Origin of the sequence: Roseovarius salis (genome assembly GCF_044472985.1) — a bacterium.
Classification (GTDB): Bacteria; Pseudomonadota; Alphaproteobacteria; order Rhodobacterales; family Rhodobacteraceae; genus Roseovarius; species Roseovarius salis.
Genome location: NZ_JBISDG010000025.1, coordinates 14078 through 29687, shown reverse-complemented (window position 1 = coordinate 29687; position 15610 = coordinate 14078). Strand labels below are relative to the sequence as shown.

11 protein-coding genes and 1 tRNA gene are annotated in these 15610 nt (G+C 67.0%); 6 read left to right on the top strand and 6 right to left on the bottom strand.

Going from position 1 to position 15610, the window contains the following annotated elements:
• Positions 1-3: 3 nt before the first annotated feature.
• Complete coding sequence (locus ACH13J_RS11735; protein WP_397543524.1) at positions 4-657, bottom strand: methyltransferase domain-containing protein; 654 nt, start codon at positions 655-657, stop codon at positions 4-6.
• 144 nt (positions 658-801) lie between these two features.
• On the opposite strand from ACH13J_RS11735, the gene ACH13J_RS11730 reads away from it, so the two are divergent.
• A tRNA-Cys gene (locus ACH13J_RS11730) sits at positions 802-875 on the top strand.
• Between the two features lie 97 nt (positions 876-972).
• Here the strand turns inward: ACH13J_RS11730 and hisD are convergent.
• Entirely contained in the window at positions 973-2280 is a 1308-nt protein-coding gene (hisD, locus tag ACH13J_RS11725; RefSeq protein WP_397543523.1) for a histidinol dehydrogenase, read from the bottom strand.
• A 244-nt stretch (positions 2281-2524) separates the two neighbouring features.
• Positions 2525-4960 carry an FAD-dependent oxidoreductase gene (locus ACH13J_RS11720; protein ID WP_397543522.1) on the bottom strand — a complete coding sequence of 812 codons (2436 nt, stop codon included), beginning with the start codon at positions 4958-4960 and terminating at the stop codon, positions 2525-2527.
• Positions 4961-5134: 174 nt separating this feature from the next.
• Between ACH13J_RS11720 and ACH13J_RS11715 the strand changes: the two genes are divergently transcribed.
• Positions 5135-6652 carry a trimethylamine methyltransferase family protein gene (locus ACH13J_RS11715; RefSeq protein ID WP_397543521.1) on the top strand — a complete coding sequence of 506 codons (1518 nt, stop codon included), beginning with the start codon at positions 5135-5137 and terminating at the stop codon, positions 6650-6652.
• Here ACH13J_RS11715 and ACH13J_RS11710 read toward each other — a convergent pair.
• The gene (locus tag ACH13J_RS11710; protein ID WP_397543520.1) at positions 6624-7637 is read right to left on the bottom strand and encodes a LysR substrate-binding domain-containing protein; all 1014 of its coding nucleotides are present in this window, start codon (positions 7635-7637) and stop codon (positions 6624-6626) included. The two genes, ACH13J_RS11715 and ACH13J_RS11710, sit on opposite strands and share 29 nt — an antisense overlap.
• Positions 7638-7835: 198 nt before the next feature.
• On the opposite strand from ACH13J_RS11710, the gene ACH13J_RS11705 reads away from it, so the two are divergent.
• The 4 genes from ACH13J_RS11705 to pstB all read left to right on the top strand — a co-directional run bounded on the left by ACH13J_RS11705 (position 7836) and on the right by pstB (position 12231).
• Positions 7836-8618: an aspartate racemase/maleate isomerase family protein gene (locus tag ACH13J_RS11705; RefSeq protein ID WP_397543519.1), complete on the top strand. Its 783-nt coding sequence runs from the start codon at positions 7836-7838 to the stop codon at positions 8616-8618.
• A 125-nt stretch (positions 8619-8743) separates the two neighbouring features.
• On the top strand, positions 8744-10120 hold the full coding sequence (pstC, locus tag ACH13J_RS11700; protein WP_397543518.1) for a phosphate ABC transporter permease subunit PstC: 1377 nt from the start codon (positions 8744-8746) through the stop codon (positions 10118-10120).
• Entirely contained in the window at positions 10113-11420 is a 1308-nt protein-coding gene (pstA, locus tag ACH13J_RS11695; protein WP_397543517.1) for a phosphate ABC transporter permease PstA, read from the top strand. Before pstC ends, pstA begins: the two co-directional genes overlap by 8 nt.
• Before the next feature lie 4 nt (positions 11421-11424).
• Positions 11425-12231, top strand: coding sequence for a phosphate ABC transporter ATP-binding protein PstB (gene pstB / locus ACH13J_RS11690; RefSeq protein WP_397543516.1), 807 nt, complete (start codon positions 11425-11427; stop codon positions 12229-12231).
• 150 nt (positions 12232-12381) lie between these two features.
• Here the strand turns inward: pstB and ACH13J_RS11685 are convergent, their stop codons facing one another.
• Both ACH13J_RS11685 and ACH13J_RS11680 read right to left on the bottom strand, forming a co-directional pair.
• Entirely contained in the window at positions 12382-13221 is an 840-nt protein-coding gene (locus ACH13J_RS11685) for a DUF6671 family protein (RefSeq protein ID WP_397543515.1), read from the bottom strand.
• Positions 13218-15596, bottom strand: a complete 2379-nt coding sequence (locus ACH13J_RS11680; protein WP_397543514.1) for a YbcC family protein — start codon at positions 15594-15596, stop codon at positions 13218-13220. The genes ACH13J_RS11685 and ACH13J_RS11680 overlap by 4 nt, the downstream gene beginning before the upstream one ends.
• Between the last annotated feature and the right edge of the window lie 14 nt (positions 15597-15610).

The window sequence follows — 15610 nt, the reverse complement described above, 5'->3', positions numbered from 1 at the left end:
GCCTTACAGTGTGAAGGCGTTGTGGCGCTCGAAACCCGGCAGCACGGGGGCGCCGGCGTTGAATGCGAAACGCCACGTCATGTGACCATCTATCTTGTATCCCACGCGGACCGCCCCGAACGTGCCCTCCATGAAAAGGCACGCCATGCGGCCGCCATCCTTGAGCTGGTCGGTCAGCGTTTCGGGCAGATGCGCCACCGCGCCCTCGATCAGCATCACGTCGAACGGCCCGTGCTCGGCCGCGCCGTCGCTCAACGCCCCCCTGTGAAGGATGACATTGTCCGCCCCGTGCTCGGTCAGGCGCGTCTTGGCTTCTCCTGCCATGTCCGCATCATCCTCCACCGCGACGACCGCGCCGGCGAGGCGGGCCAGCACCGCAGAGGAGTATCCGAATGCGCAGCCGATATCGAGCACCAGCTCGTCGGGCTGGATGTCGAGCGCATCCAGCATCTTGGCCAGCGTCCGCGGCTCCAGCACGACGCGCCCCTCGCCAAGGTCTATGTTGTCGCCCATATACGCGGCTTCGCGCAGATGGGCGGGCACGAAATCCTCGCGCGGCACGGAAAGCATCGCGCTGATGATCGGGAACTTGGTGACCTCCGCGGGTCGGATCTGGGTATCCACCATCATGGTGCGGCGCGCGGCGTAGTCGGTCATCTGCTAAACTCTCGCGGTCAATCTTGCCGGAGTCTTGTGCCACATATCCGGGGGGCCGACAATGTCAATCAGAACGAGAGACTGGCGCCCGCCCCTTGCACAAGGCCCGGCAATCGGATAAGCGATGGCGACCACGAGACCGGCGGCGAGTTGGCGGAGTGGTGACGCAGCGGATTGCAAATCCGTCTACACCGGTTCGATTCCGGTACTCGCCTCCAACGTGTCAGGCACGACCTCGTGACGGCTCTTCACGCTCGGCAGACGAAACACCCAACCTGTGCTGGCCGATCAGCTTGCCCCCCCGATGAGCCGTGTTCACGCGCCCTTTCCGTGGGCAGGCTGGACGGCGGCAGGTGCCTGATCGCGGCGCAATTCGGCCGACCGGGCGTGCCCCTCCATCCCCTCGTGACGGCAGATATCGGCGGTGACCCGCGCCAGCCGGTCGCGCGCCTCTTCGCTGCCGCGCTGCCACGTGACCGTCTTGAGGAACTTGTGCACCGACAGACCGCCCGTATAGCGGGCCGCCCCGCTGGTCGGCAGAACATGGTTCGGCCCCGACGCCTTGTCTCCGAAGGGGACGGTCGTATCGGCCCCCAGGAACAAGGAGCCGTAGACCGACAGACGCCCCAGCCACCAGTCGAGCTCGGCCGCCTGAACATGCAGATGCTCGGGGGCGTAGCGGTCGGCGACCTCGGCCATCTCCTCGCGCGTGTCGCATAGCGTGACCTCTGCCATCGCGTCCCATGCCGCCACAGCCGCGGGGCCGTTCGGCTCGGGCAGTTCGGCGGCGAGACGCGGCGCGGCGTCCATCACGGCCTCGGCCAGCGGGCGGTGATCGGTGACCAGCCAGACAGGGCTGTCGGGGCCGTGTTCGGCCTGCCCGACCAGATCCCACGCGACGGTTTCGGGATCGGCGGTCTTGTCGGCGATCACGAGCGTATCGGTCGGACCGGCGAACATGTCGATCCCGACCTGCCCGAAAAGCTGCCGCTTGGCCTCGGCGACAAAGGCGTTGCCCGGGCCGACGAGGATATCCGCCGGCCGCAGGCCGAACAGCCCCTCGGCCATCGCGGCGATAGCCTGCACACCCCCGAGGTTCAGGATATGGTCAGCGCCCGCAAGGTCCATCGCGTAGACGATCGCGTCCGGTATCCCCTTGCCATCGCGCGGGGGCGATGCCGCCACGATATGCGGCACACCCGCGGCCTTGGCCGTGGTGATCGTCATCAGCGCCGAGGCGATGTGGCTGTAGCGCCCTCCGGGCACGTAGCACCCCGCGCTGGAGACGGGTATGCTCTTCTGCCCGGCCCAATGGCCGGGGAAGAGTTCCACCGTGCAGTCGGTGAGCGTTGCCCGTTGCGCCTCGGCGAACCGGCGTATGTTGGAATGGGCAAAGGCGATGCTTTCCTTCAGCCCTGCGGGCACGCGCGCGGCGGCGGCCTGTCGCGCCTGAGCGTCGAGCAGGACGGGGCCTGTCCACCGGTCAAGGGTCTCGGCATAGCGGCGCACCTCGTCCTCGCCATGGCTGGCGATATTGGCGAGTATCACGGAAACCATGTCTCTCAGGTCCGCGGTCTCGGACGGGGCACGCGGCGTTGCCGCCTTGAGCACGGTGACACTCATGCGTTGATCTCCCAGATGTTCGAGACGGCTCGGCGAAAGATGGCTGCGCAGTCCGGCGCGGCTGCCCGGAAGCGGGCGGTGCGGTAAAAGGGAATTGACGGCGGGACTCGGGACATTGAAATGACTTTCCTTTCAAGGGCACGCCCCGGCCGCGACCGCGGATCGAGGCGTTTCATGCATAGCCCATTCGGCCGTTTCCGAACAGGGTTTCGCGGGACGACCCGCCGCCACGCGCCCGGCCCCGTCATGAGGGCTCACGCGCAAGGCTCCGGCCATAGGGGCCGGGCGGCACGACGCGGGCTTCGAAGCAAGTTCCGAGCATGTCGACGAGAACGCGGCGCCCCGGCTCGGCAAGCCCGGGTTCGACATAGGCCAGCGCGAGGTTCAGACCGGTCCGGTGGCCCCACGCGCCCGACGTCACGGTGCCCGCGACGCGCCCGTCGTTCAGAACCGAGGCACCGCCATGTGCCGGCCTGTCGTCACAGTCCACCACCAGCGTGACGAGCCGGCGCCGCGGACCCGCCGCGCGCCGGGTTTCCAACGCGTCACGCCCGGTGAAATCGCCCTTGTCGAGATGAACGAAGCGATCAAGCCCGGCCTCGAACGGGTCGAATTCCGTCAGGATGTCGGACTTCCAGTGCAGGTATCCCATTTCGAGCCGCATCGACTCCACCGCCCGACCGCCGAAAAGTCGCATCCCACGCCCCTCGCCGGCTTCGCGCAGCGCGAGGTAAGCAGCATGGAGCTGGGCATTGGGAACGTGTATCTCGTAGGCCAGCTCGCCGGAAAAACTGACCGACATGACGGTGGCCGGGGCGATTCCCACAAATGTTTCGCGCACCGACAGCCACGGGAAAGCCGCGGCAGACCAATCGTCGCGCGAAACCGCGGACAGCACGTCGCGCGACGCCGGACCTGCAAGGACAAGCGCCGTGACATCGTTGGTCAGTGACCGCAGCCGCACATCCTCGTCGTGGCGCAGATGTCGCCTGAGCCACTCCATGTCGTGCATCTCGGCCGCCGCGGCCGACCCGTACCAGACGCGCTCGGGCCCGCGCGGGCCCTCCGGCAGGTTCGCTAGCGTTGCCTCGGCCTTCATCATGCCGTGATCGTTGAGCAGATAGGCGAGCCCGACCTTCCCGGCGCTCCTCGGGACCGCGCCGCAAACCACGCGGTCGAGAAAACCGTGACGGTCGGCACCCGTAATCTCGATCCGGTTGAAGCCGCTGATCTCGGCCAGCCCGACCCCGGCCTGCACGGCCCGCACCTCCTCGGCGACGACGTCCTCGGCCTCGGTGAAACGAAAACCGTGGGTTTCCTCGAAATCCGGCGCGGGCGGGACGTAATCCACGCGCTCCCACCCGTTGACGACTCCGAACCGCGCCCCTTCAGCGGCCAGCACCGGCGTCAGCGGCGTGGTCTTGACGGGCCGGCCCGCCGGGCGGTGTTCGTGCGGAAAGTGAAAGCGGAACTCGTTTCGGTATTCCTCGACTGCCTTGAGCGCGCACAGCTCGACGTTGCCATGCGTTGTAAAGCGTCGCGGGTCGAGCGGCCAGGTGTCATATTCCGCCTCGCCATGCACGATCTGCTGGGCCAGCAGCCAGCCATGCCCGCCCCCTTCGCCCAGGCCGGCGCGCAGACCGATGATGCAATAGGCATTGCGCCGCCCCGGCACCGGCCCCACCAGCGGCGCACCGTCAATGGTGTAGGTGATTGGCCCGTTGACCACGGACTTGATGCCGACCTCGGTCAGCGCGGGCATACGGGCAAAGGCGCCCTCGAGCACCGGCGCGATCCGGTCCAGGTCGTCGGGGCAGAGGTCGTTGGAAAACCGCGGGTCGATACCGTTCATGCCCCACGTCCGGCAATCCTGTTCGTAGAATCCCACCAGCAGGCCGAACTTCTCCTGCCTGCTGTAGAAGTCGCTGATCGGGCAGCGGATGAGGGGCATCCGGTGGCGCGCCCCGCGGATCGCCGGTATCTCGTCCGTCACGAAATACTGGTGCTCCATCGACATTACCGGATGATGCACGCCCATCATCGCGCCAACCTCGTTCACCCTGTAGCCGCAGGCATTGACCACGATATCGGCGTTCACCCGGCCATTCGGCGTTTCGACGATCCACGTGTCGTCCTGCAACTGTCTCAGCCCGGTGACAGGTGTGTGGCGGTGCACCTCGGCCCCGGCACGGCGGGCGCGGCGGGCCAGCGCCTGGCAGAGCTGGGCAGGGTCTATGTCGCCATCATTTGGATCCCACAGCCCGCCGACAAGACCATCGGTCGAAATCAGCGGATGACGGCGGGCGCATTCATTCGCATCGATGACCTCGAACTCCACCCCGACGCCGCGCGCCATCGAGGCGAAATGACGATACCCGTCCATCTGCGCATCGCTCCCGGCAAGACGGATGCCGCCATCGCCATGGTGATAGTTGATCGGGTAGTCTGGATCGTCGGCCAGTTCCTTGTAGAGCGCGATCGAGTGGCTCTTGAGGCCGACCATGGTCTGGTTCATGCCGAAATTGGTGACCTGCGCCGCGGAATGCCACGTCGTGCCAGAGGTCAACTCGTCCCGTTCGAGCAGCATGACATCGCTCCAGCCCTCGCGCGTGAGGTGATAAAGCGCCGAACACCCCGCAATGCCGCCACCGATGACAACCACCTTCGTACGCGATTTCATGGACCGCCTCCCTGTAACTACCCGCAGGACGCCGCCTTGGGCCGGGCCGATCAAGCCGCCAGCCCCTGTTTCGAAAAAATCGAACCCGTGGTTGGAAATACCCGGCCATGTATCGGAGGGATTGCGCGCCGCGCAAAGGGTGACGTTTGATGTTGCAGGAAAGGGAGGCACGGCATGGCCCAAACCGGCAGACGTGGCGGGGGACGCCGCAACAGGCTCAGGCAGCGCAGCCGCGGGCCGGTCAGCCCCTGCCCGCCGGGTCAGCCCGGCGGCCGCTACGCCCCGCTTAGCGAGCCCGACCTGCGGGCCATCCATCACACGGCGCTGCGCCTGCTGGCAGAACTCGGCATCGGCGACGTGCCCGACCGCCTGCGCGCCGACCTGCTGGCCGCCGGCGCGACCAGCACGCAAGAGGGCCGCGTGCTCTTGCCGGCGGCGCTGGTCGAGGACGCCATGGACAGCGCGGCCAAGACATTTGTCTTTCACGGCAGGGACGATGCGCGGTCGATCGAGGTCGGCGGCGACCGTGTCCACTTCGGCACCGGCGGCGCGGCCGTCCAGACCCTCGACCTGGATACCGGCCGTTACCGGCCATCCACCCTGCGCGACCTGCATGATTTCACGCGGCTTCAGGACAGGCTGAACAATGTGAGCTGGTTCACCCGTTGCTGCATCGCCACGGATATCGAGGACAGCTTCGAACTCGATGTCAACACGGCCCATGCACTCATCACCAACACGACCAAGCCGGTCGCGACGTCCTTCACGCTTGCCAAGCATGTCGCGCCGATCGTGCGGATGCTCGATATCGCGGCGGGCGGGGACGGTGCGTTCGCACGCCGCCCGTTTCTCAAGGCGCATGTCAGCCCGATCATATCGCCCATGCGGTTCGGCGCGGACGCCGTCGACGTGGTGTACGAATGCATCGCCCACAATATACCGCTGTCATGCATCACCGCCGCACAGTCCGGCGCCACGGCCCCGGCAACTCTGGCGGGGTTCCTCGCGCAGTCGCTGGCCGAAACGCTGGCAAGCCTCGTGATGGTCAACGTGATCCGCCCCGGTCACCCCATGGTGTTTTCCAACTGGCCCCTTGTGATCGACCTGCGCACCGGCGCCTTTGCCGGCGGCGGCGGAGAGATCGCGGTGCTCAACGCCGCGTCGGCGCAGCTGTCGAACTGGCTCGGCCTGCCGTCCGGTGTCGCCTGCTCGATGACGGACGCCAAGGCGCTCGACGCCCAGTACGGCGTGGAAAAGGGCCTGACCGCACTGGCGGCGGGGCTGGCCGGCGGCAACCTGGTCTATGAAAGTTCCGGCATGACGGCCTCGCTTCTGGGGGCCAGTTTCGAAGCCTTCATTCTCGATGACGAGATGCATGCCGCGATCTACCGCACCCTGCGGGGTATCGAGGTCAGCGACGACACGCTCGCCTATGACGCCATATGCGACGCTGTCCGCGGAGACGGCAATTTCCTTGGCGCGCCGGCGACATACGCGGCCATGGAAAGGGATTATTTCTATCCCGATCTGGCAGACCGGGAAACGCCCGCGGCATGGGAGGAAAACGGAGCACGGGATATCTGGCAGCGGGCGCGGGAAAAGGCCCGCGCCATCCTCGCCGGGCACACTCCTTGCTACCTGACCGCCGAGCAGGACGCCGCGATCAGGGCGGCGTTTCCGATCCGGCCGTGAGCGGATCATCCGGCGTAAGCAAGCCGAACTGTCCATCGAGCCACGGCTGAAGCGCCAGCGTATCCTCCACCACCATGGTCTGTACCGCCTGCCGCAGGATACCCGCGATCATCGCGTGCAAATCCGACGGCACCGAGTCGCGGCGGTAGACCGATATCCGGCGGGCAAAGGCCTTGCCGGGAAACCGTGACAGCCGGATGTTCTGGCGGAAACGGCCCGCGCACGCATAGCTGAGCGCCGTCGTGACCGTCCAGCCGCGATTGGCCGCCACCATGGCCATGATCGACTGACTGCTTTCGAGTTCCATGCGGCCGGGCAGACGCAGGTCGAGCCGCCGCAGATGCGCCTCCACCCGGCGGCCGATCAGCTGTTTCTTGCTGTAGCGCAGGAACGGCAGGCGGCGGCTCAGCTCGGTGAGGTCCGCGGCGCTTTCGGCGGACCATTCGGCCGAAAGCGGTGTCGCCAGCAGGTACGGATCCCGAAGCAGCGGGGACTCGGCGAACCCGGACATGTCGATCTCGGTCGAGGCCGCGATCCCGACATCGACATCCTCGCCTTGCAGGAGTTCGATTATCTCGTGGCTGGGCCGCGACAGCATGGACAGCTCGCAGGCGGGCAGCGCGCGCGCCAGCCGGTCGGCCAGCGCCGGGGCGACATCGGGATCGAAATCCTCGATATGCGCGATGCGCAGGACACGCACCAGCGACTGAGGGTCGTCCGACCACATCTCGGTCACGCCCTTGCGCAGAAGCGTCAGAGCCTCGTCAACATGGCGCAAAAGGGTTTCACCCTCGGTGGTCAGGCGCATCGGCCGACGGCTATGGTCGAGCAGGGTGGCACCGACCGCCCGGTCGAGACACGAAAGGTGATGCGAGACCGTGCTGACGGATATGCCCAGCTCGGCCGCGCCGTCGCGCAACGACCCCGAACGCGCCACGGCCTGGAAGACTTCCAGCCATTTCAGGCTGAGCTTGGAGCGTTCCAACCGTCTCTCCCGTCCCCTTCAACCTCGACTTGGCGGCCTGCGGCCCAGTCGGCCCGACGCTTTTTCGATTTTTTCGAAGAACGGGCAGGACGCAAGCATTTTCTGACCATGGCGGCGCAGCCCGGCCTGCGACTGACATTGCCAAACCGGGGCATGGCCGGCACACTGCGTTTGCACGATCGGACAAGGATGCGCGCCATGAACAATCCCGCACCAACCGCCGAAAACGGCTGCAACGACATACTCGGGGCCGTGCGTTTTGACGCGGGTCGCAATGCGCGTGGCAAGATCGGATTCGTGCTCATCCCGAACGAACAGACCGTCGAAGAGGACATGATCCGCCACATGCCCGATGGGGTCGGCGCCTATTTCAGCCGCGCGACGATGCCGCGCGAGATCACCACCGACAGCCTGCGGCAGTTGCGCGGCTCGCTGGCGGACGCGGCGGGCCGCATCCTGCCCGACGACAAGCTGGACGTCGTTGCCTTTGCCTGCACATCCGGCACGGTCGCGGTGGGCGAGCAGACCTCCTGCGCGGAACTGGAGAAGGGCGCGCCCGGCGCGCAAGCCACCACGCTGGCAGGCGCCGTCCGCAAGGCGCTGACCGCCGTGGGCGCAAGGCGGATCGTCCTGGGCTCACCCTACGTGCCGGACCTCAACGAAACCATGGTCAGGTATCTGCAGGACAACGGGTTCACCGTCCTGCAGGCGCATGGCATGGGGCTGAACTACGATTCCGACATGATCCGCGTGGCGCCAGGTTACCTTGTCGACTACGCGCAGGCGCTCGACACGCCCGAGGCCGACGCGGTTCTGCTGAGTTGCGGGGCGCTGCGATCGATCGAGGTGATCGACAGGATCGAGCAGCGGCTTGGCAAGCCCGCGATCTGCTCGAACCAGGCGATGCTGTGGGACTGCCTGCGGCTCGCGGGGGTCGATGACCGGCTGCCCGGTCTGGGCAGCCTTTTGCGCGATCACTGATCGGGACCAACGAACAACCGGGCAAGGCGGCGGACGGGCGGCCTGATTTTCTGCCGCGCAGGCTGCGGTTGCCGCGTTACGAAAGCGTCACAAGAAACAGCTAACGTATCCCTTGCGGGGACGTTATGACGCTATCGCTTGCCACATATACCGTTCTGATCCTGTCGGGCTTCGGTTATGTGCTCGGCCTTCGCTGGGCGCGGCGGCTGGAGGCAGGCATGGCGCGCGAGATGCATTCGCGCCCGTTTTATCACGGCATGTGGGTGGCGCTGTGCATGCTGCTGCCGGCAGTAATCTTCCTTCTGACGGGAATGGCGCTGAAAGGCGTCGTGCCAGAATGGATCGTTCTCCAGGGGTTGCCGGACGCATACCTCGACGGCAAACGCGCTTCGCTGGTGGTGGCCCGTCTGTGGGCGATCGCCAACTCGCAGTTCACGGTCACGGATGTCACCCAGATAGAACAGGCAGCCGCCGGCCGCCTGCTACGGCTCAACGTGCTGGCGGACTGGATCATAGGCACGGGCGCCATCCTCATTTCGGTCGCGCTTGGCATCTATGCGCTGCGCCCGATCTCGCGCGCGTTCCAGGCACGCAACGCGGCCGAGAGGATCTTCCTTTGGCTGCTGATCGCATGTTCCGCGGTCGCCGTCCTGACGACGGTGGGCATCGTCTTTACCCTCGTCTTCGATTCCCTGCGGTTCTTCGCACAGGTCTCACCGGCCGAGTTCTTCTTCGGCATGGACTGGCGGCCCATCACGGCAATCCGTGAGGGCCAGGTCGGACAGGAAGGATCCTTCGGTTTCATCCCGGTTCTCGTCGGAACCACCGTCATCGCGGCGCTGGCCATGGCGGTGGCCGGCCCGATCGGGCTGTTCTCGGCGATTTACATGGTGGAATTCGCGCCGCACCGCGTGCGGTCGGCAGCGAAACCCATCATCGAGATCCTCGCCGGGATTCCCACGGTCGTCTACGGCTTCTTCGCCGCGACGCTGGTCGCCCCGTGGGTCCGCGACCTCGGCGAGGCGATCGGAGTGCCCGCCAGTTCCGAATCTGCGCTTGCCGCCGGGACGGTCATGGGCGTCATGATTATCCCCTTCGTCAGCTCACTGTCCGACGACGTGATCAACTCCGTACCGCGGCGCCTGCGCGAGGCTGCCTACACGCTCGGTGCCACAAAGGGCGAAACCATCGTGCGCGTCGTCCTGCCCGCGGCCCTGCCGGGCCTGGTCAGCGCCATGGTCCTCGCCACCAGCCGCGCGATCGGCGAAACGATGATCGTGGTGATGGCGGCGGGTCTTGCGGCGAACATGACGCTCAACCCCTTCGAGGCCGTCACCACCATCACCGTGCAGATCACCACCGTTCTGACAGGCGATCAGCCCTTCGACAGCCCGATGACGCTGTCTGCCTTCGCGCTCGCGCTCGCCCTTTTCGCGATCACGCTGATGCTGAACCTCTTTGCACTGCAAGTCATGGAAAAATACCGGGATCAATATGACTGACCGCCCCGATTCCGCGACGGGCTGGTACGGCTCGGAGGATTTCACCGCCGGCCTCCGGTCGCGGCGCAAGCGCGAGCGCCTGCTCAAATGGCTGGGAATCCTGTCCGTCGTCATCGCGGTCGGCATGCTTGTCACGTTGTTCGGCAGCATTTTATGGCAGGCCCGGACCGCCTTCGTGCAGACGCAGATCGGGCTGGAAATCACGTTGCCGGAAAAGGATTTCGCAGGCGGCAGGCAGGCCGACGAGACGGCCATAAAGGCGGCAGATTACCGCGCCTATGTCCGCGATGCGCTCCATGACCGGCTGGGCGGCCGGCCGCAAACCCGTGCCGCGCGGCGCGAAGCGAGGGGGCTGATCAGCAGTGATGCGAGCTTCCAGCTGATGGAGCGCGTGCTGGAAGAGCCGGCGATGATCGGCACCACGCGGACGATCTGGCTCCCGGCGTCCGATGACGTCCACAACATCATGCAGGGGGTGGTCGACAGGTCCGTGGCGCAGGAAAACCGCCGTACAAGCGACCGGCAGCTGGAATGGATCGACATGCTGGTATCGCGGGGCGCGCTCCGCTCGGCATTCGCATGGGACCTGTTTCTGCGCAGCGACAGCCGCTCACCCGAGGTGGCAGGCATCTTCGCCGGCGTCGTCGGATCGGCGCTGATGCTGACGGTGACGCTGGCCGTCAGCCTGCCGCTCGGCGTGGCCGCCGCGGTGTATCTCGAGGAATTCGCCCCCAGGAACTGGTTCACCAAGATCATCGACGTGAACATCCGCAACCTTGCCGCCGTGCCTTCGATCGTGTTCGGATTGCTGGCTCTGGCGGTATTCATACGCGTCTTCGACATGCCGCGCTCCAGCCCGCTCGTGGGCGGGCTGGCGCTGTCGCTGCTCACCCTGCCCACGATGATCATCGCGGCGCGGGCGGCCATCGCCGCCGTGCCCCCATCCTTGCGGACCGCCGCGCTCGAACTCGGCGCGTCAAAGATGCAGACGGTGACGAAGATCGTCCTGCCGAACGCCCTGCCGGGCATCCTGACGGGCACGATCATCTCGATGGCCGAGGCGCTCGGCGAAACTGCGCCGCTGCTGATGATCGGCATGATCGCCTTCGTCGCCGACGCGCCGTCGGGTTTCCTCGACCCGGCCGCGCCGTTGCCGGTGCAGATCTACACGTGGTCCACCAGCCCCGAACGCGCGTTCGCGGCCAAGACGGCCGCCGCGATCATCGTGTTGCGGATGTTCCTTTTCCTGATGAACGCCGCGGCGATCTACCTTCGTGACCGCGTCCAGAAGAAATGGTGATCCGATGGAAGCCCTTCTCGAAAACACGCGCCCCCGGGTCCCGGTGACCACCCCCGAGGTCAAGATGGACTGCCGGAACGTGAACGTCTTTTACGGCGGCTTTCACGCGATCAAGCACTGTTCACTGGACATCCATGCGCGCGAAGTGCTCGCCTTCATGGGGCCGTCCGGCTGCGGCAAGACCACTTTCCTGCGCTGCCTGAACCGGATGAACGACGCGGTGGAAAACGCCCGGGTGACCGGCAAGATCCGGCTGGACGGCAACGACATCTACGCCCCGGGCATAGACCCCGTGCGCATCCGCACGCGCGTGGGCATGGTCGCGCAGGCGCCCAACCCTTTTCCGAAATCCGTTTATGACAACGTTGCCTTCGGCCCGCGACTGCACGGTTTCGTCCGCCATCGCGAGGATCTGGACAACCTAGTGGAGCACAGCCTGCGGCGCGCTGGTCTGTGGGACGAGGTCAAGGACAAGCTGAAGGACCGCGGCACCGACCTGTCGGGTGGCCAGCAACAGCGCCTGTGCATCGCGCGGGCCATCGCCAACGACCCCGAGGTACTGCTCATGGACGAGCCCGTCTCTGCGCTCGATCCCAATGCGGCGGCCCGGATCGAGCATCTTATCACCGAGCTGGCCGAACATTATTCCATCGTCCTCATCACGCATTCCATGGAGCAGACCAAGCGCATTACGCACAGGACCGCGTTCTTCTACCTTGGCGAGATCGCCGAGGTCGGCGACACCCGCGAGGTGTTCGAAAACCCGGCCGACATGCGGACACGGGATTTCATCAAGGGCGCGTTCGGTTAACGTATCTGTTCGGCCGGGCCGCGCGCGGATATCATGGTAGAGGCAAGCAGCTGGCCACCCGATGCCATCCGCCGCACGCAACCGCGCGGCGCATTTGGGTGGTGGGCCAGCGGCATACGGGCACAGGGCAGGATTGCACCCGCGCCCCACTCAGGGGTTGCATGCCGGGCACTGGCCGGGATCGGCCCGTTCCAGCCCATCCGGACGGGTGCGCCTGAGCGTTTGCCCGCAGGCGGTGCAGCCATGCACCTCTCGCGCAACAAGGGCTGTCGGTCCCTCGCACCATTCGCACGGCAATCCGGTCTCGACCCGCAAGCGCCCCCAGCCGGGGGCGCCGCAAGACGGGCAATCGCAGGCGAGACGCGCAGCGAAACGGTCTGCCAGCGCGGCGATGACAGACATCCTGCGGGGATTGAGATGCGCCCGCATGTCGGTCTGCAGGAATGCCTTGCCATTGCGCGAGAGCCGCGCGGCTTCGGTTATCGCGGCCTCCAACGCAGCGTGGTCTGTCACCCCTTTGGCCAGCGGCTTCGTCTTTTCCCCGCCGGGCGAGACGATCACCGCCGTTTTCGGGAACCCGATCCTTTCGAGAAACGGGGCCGCATCGGCCGGGCCGGCGGCGTCGGTCTGGTCAAAGCAGGGCCGGGCATCCGTATGCCACTCGGCAATCACCTGCCCGCTGCTGCCGTCGTGCCAGAGCAAAAGCTCGCGCCCGAACGGCACGAGGGGAAGCGCCGGGTGGGGGGCGTAACTTCCTTCGCTGGCGATCCCGACGGGCAGGCCGCTGGCCTCCGACGCCGCGCGCGCCTTGGCGAGGGCCGCCTCCTCCATGGTTCCGGGGCGAGGCATCTCGCCCGTGAAGGTGCCAAACCGGTCGGTATCGAGCCCCCGCGGTACATCCACGGCGATGCCAAGGCGGGTCAGCGGCGGCCCGATGGCCGCCACCTTGCCATGCATCGTGCCAAGCGCCACGCACCGCGGCAGGTTCATGCGGCCACGGTCTCCAGGGCGGGACGGCCCCAACCGGCGCCGGGCCGGTACCGCGCTGACACCTGCCCGTCTTCGAGAGCGAACAGATGCAGCCAGCCATTGTCGAACAGCGCGCGCACGTCCTCGTGCCGGTTCAACACATCCTCGATGGCCTGCCGCGGCGCCTCGATCATCACCGACAAGCGAAGGGGTTCATGCACGAGCCCTTCACCGTCGTGGACGGTTTGCCACGGCAGGCCGGGGCGCAGGATTCCACCGTTGCCTTGCACGACGCCAATGCCGCCCACCACGTTGTGGATGAGCTTGTTGCCCCCGCCGAAGGCCCGCGGCGCGACGGCCGATCCGTAGTACTGCAGGCTGATCCAGCTCGCCACCACCACGGGCGCTGTCAGGATGAGCTCAAGCGTGGTGAAATCCGCGTCGCCCCGCCAGTCATAGCTGTGCAGGAACGCGCGCCCCTGCAGGTCGGCGCCGGCCGTCACCTCGCGCGGCGCGGCGATGAAGGCCGCACACCCCGCCAATCCCCATTCCGGGCGCACCTCAGCCCAGTTCACGGCACGGGCGGCAACGTTCTGCGGCGTTGCGCCCGGCAGGCGTTGCGCCCGTTCCGCCCGGGCCAGCCGGCCGGCCCGTTCCAGCCAATCGCGCGTCCGTGCCAGGTCGGCGGCATGGTCCGACATGTCCGAATCTTGGTAAAGCGTCACCTCGTCCGTTGTCGTGTCATGCAGTCCCGCCACGAAACACGTATCCCGGGGCAGCTCTATACCGTGGCCGGGCAGCCCCGCCCGTGCCTCGGGGTCGTTCAGCAGCCCGGCCAACAGCCGTGCCGAAACCTCGCCGGTCTGCCCCCCGCACGCGCCGCAGTGATAGGCGCTTTCATGGGGGTTGTTCGTGACCTGCGCACCATGTCCGAGCAGCAGCACGGTGCGGGCATGCCCGCCCGTCAGGCTCATCGCCTTCAACACCGCCGCCGCCGTCTCGGCCTTTTGCGCGGCGGTCAGGTCATCCACCAGCCGCGGTGACGGATCGGGCGCCGCCCCCTTGCCTCCCCGGCCAAGCGCGTCCTTCACCAGTTTCCAGGCATAGGCCGGCCCTGCCGCCTCGACGAAGGCGAAGGACGAAACCGCCGCCTGCCGGAACCGTCCCCATGCCCGCGCGGCACGCGCCCCGATCCGCGCCGCGGTCTCTGTCTCGGGCTCGGCGTGGCTGCATGACGACAGGGCCGGCTTGAGCAGCACGGGCAGGTGCGCCTGCACCTCGTCGGTGCCGTGCGGCTTGTGGGCCACCGGCAAGCCGAAGAACCCGGCGAAGCCGATGGTCTCGATGCCCGCATCCTGCGATTCCAGCGCCCGGCGGAACACCTCGGAGCGCACGTCGATGCAGAAAGCCGCCTGCAGGGCTGGCCGTTCGGGCCGCGCCGCGACCGGTTTCAGCGCCTGCGCCAGCCGGCGTTGATGGGCGCGCTCGGCCGCATCCTGCAGGATGGCGTCCAGCGCCTGCTCCGGCGTCGGGGAGACGGGCACGGCGTGGCGCCTGACGGTCTCTTGCCAGTCCTCGGCCACCTGTGGGAACCGGGCGAGGATCGCCTCTTCCCAGATCAGGCGTATCGCCAGCAAGTCGGTGATCGTGTGGTCGGTGTCATCGGCCATTTCGGCCTGCCACAGCAGCCAGCGCGCGTGCTGCGCCCATCCCCCGAGATCCATGAGAAGCCTGTGGAACGCGGTTTCGGCCGCCTCCTCGACCAGTCCGAGCCGTTCGGCCGCGCGCAGCACGGCGCGCTCCGAGGTGTCGGGCGCCGCCGCGACGTGCGCGCAGAAACCGGAAAGCCCGGCAATCTCGGGCGTCAGGTCGTGAGTGGCCCATTCGCGCCATGCCGCAAAGGCCGGCCGCCCCGGCGCGGGGGTCCACAACGCCTGCCCGCGGTCGAAATGGCCCCCGGCCCAAAGCCCGAAGCTGCGCGCGATCACGGCGGGCCAGTCGGTGCCCGTCACCCGCGCGGCCAGGTCGGCCACGGTTGGCAACGCCTCCGGCGCCGGGCTCTCGACATGCAGCTTGGCCTTGAGCATGGCCAGGTCGTCGGGCTTGAACGGCGAGTCCGAGGCCAGCAGCGCGGCGGCAAGGTCGTCATCCGTGATCCGTCCGGCCGCCACGTCCGCCGCGTAATCGGCACGGGCGCGCGTCAGTCGCTCCCCCGCCACCCGCGCCAGCCTGCCGGCCGCGGTCTCCAGCGTCTCGCCGGTCTGGCCGAGAAACGGGTTGACCGCGACGGTGGCATCGAGCGGAAAGGCGGGGGGGATGGCGCGGGCCGCGGATTCGGCAGCTTCGAGCAGGTCGGTGACCCGGGCGGGAGCGATCTGTGCATGCTTGAGAAACATCGTTTTATCTCCTT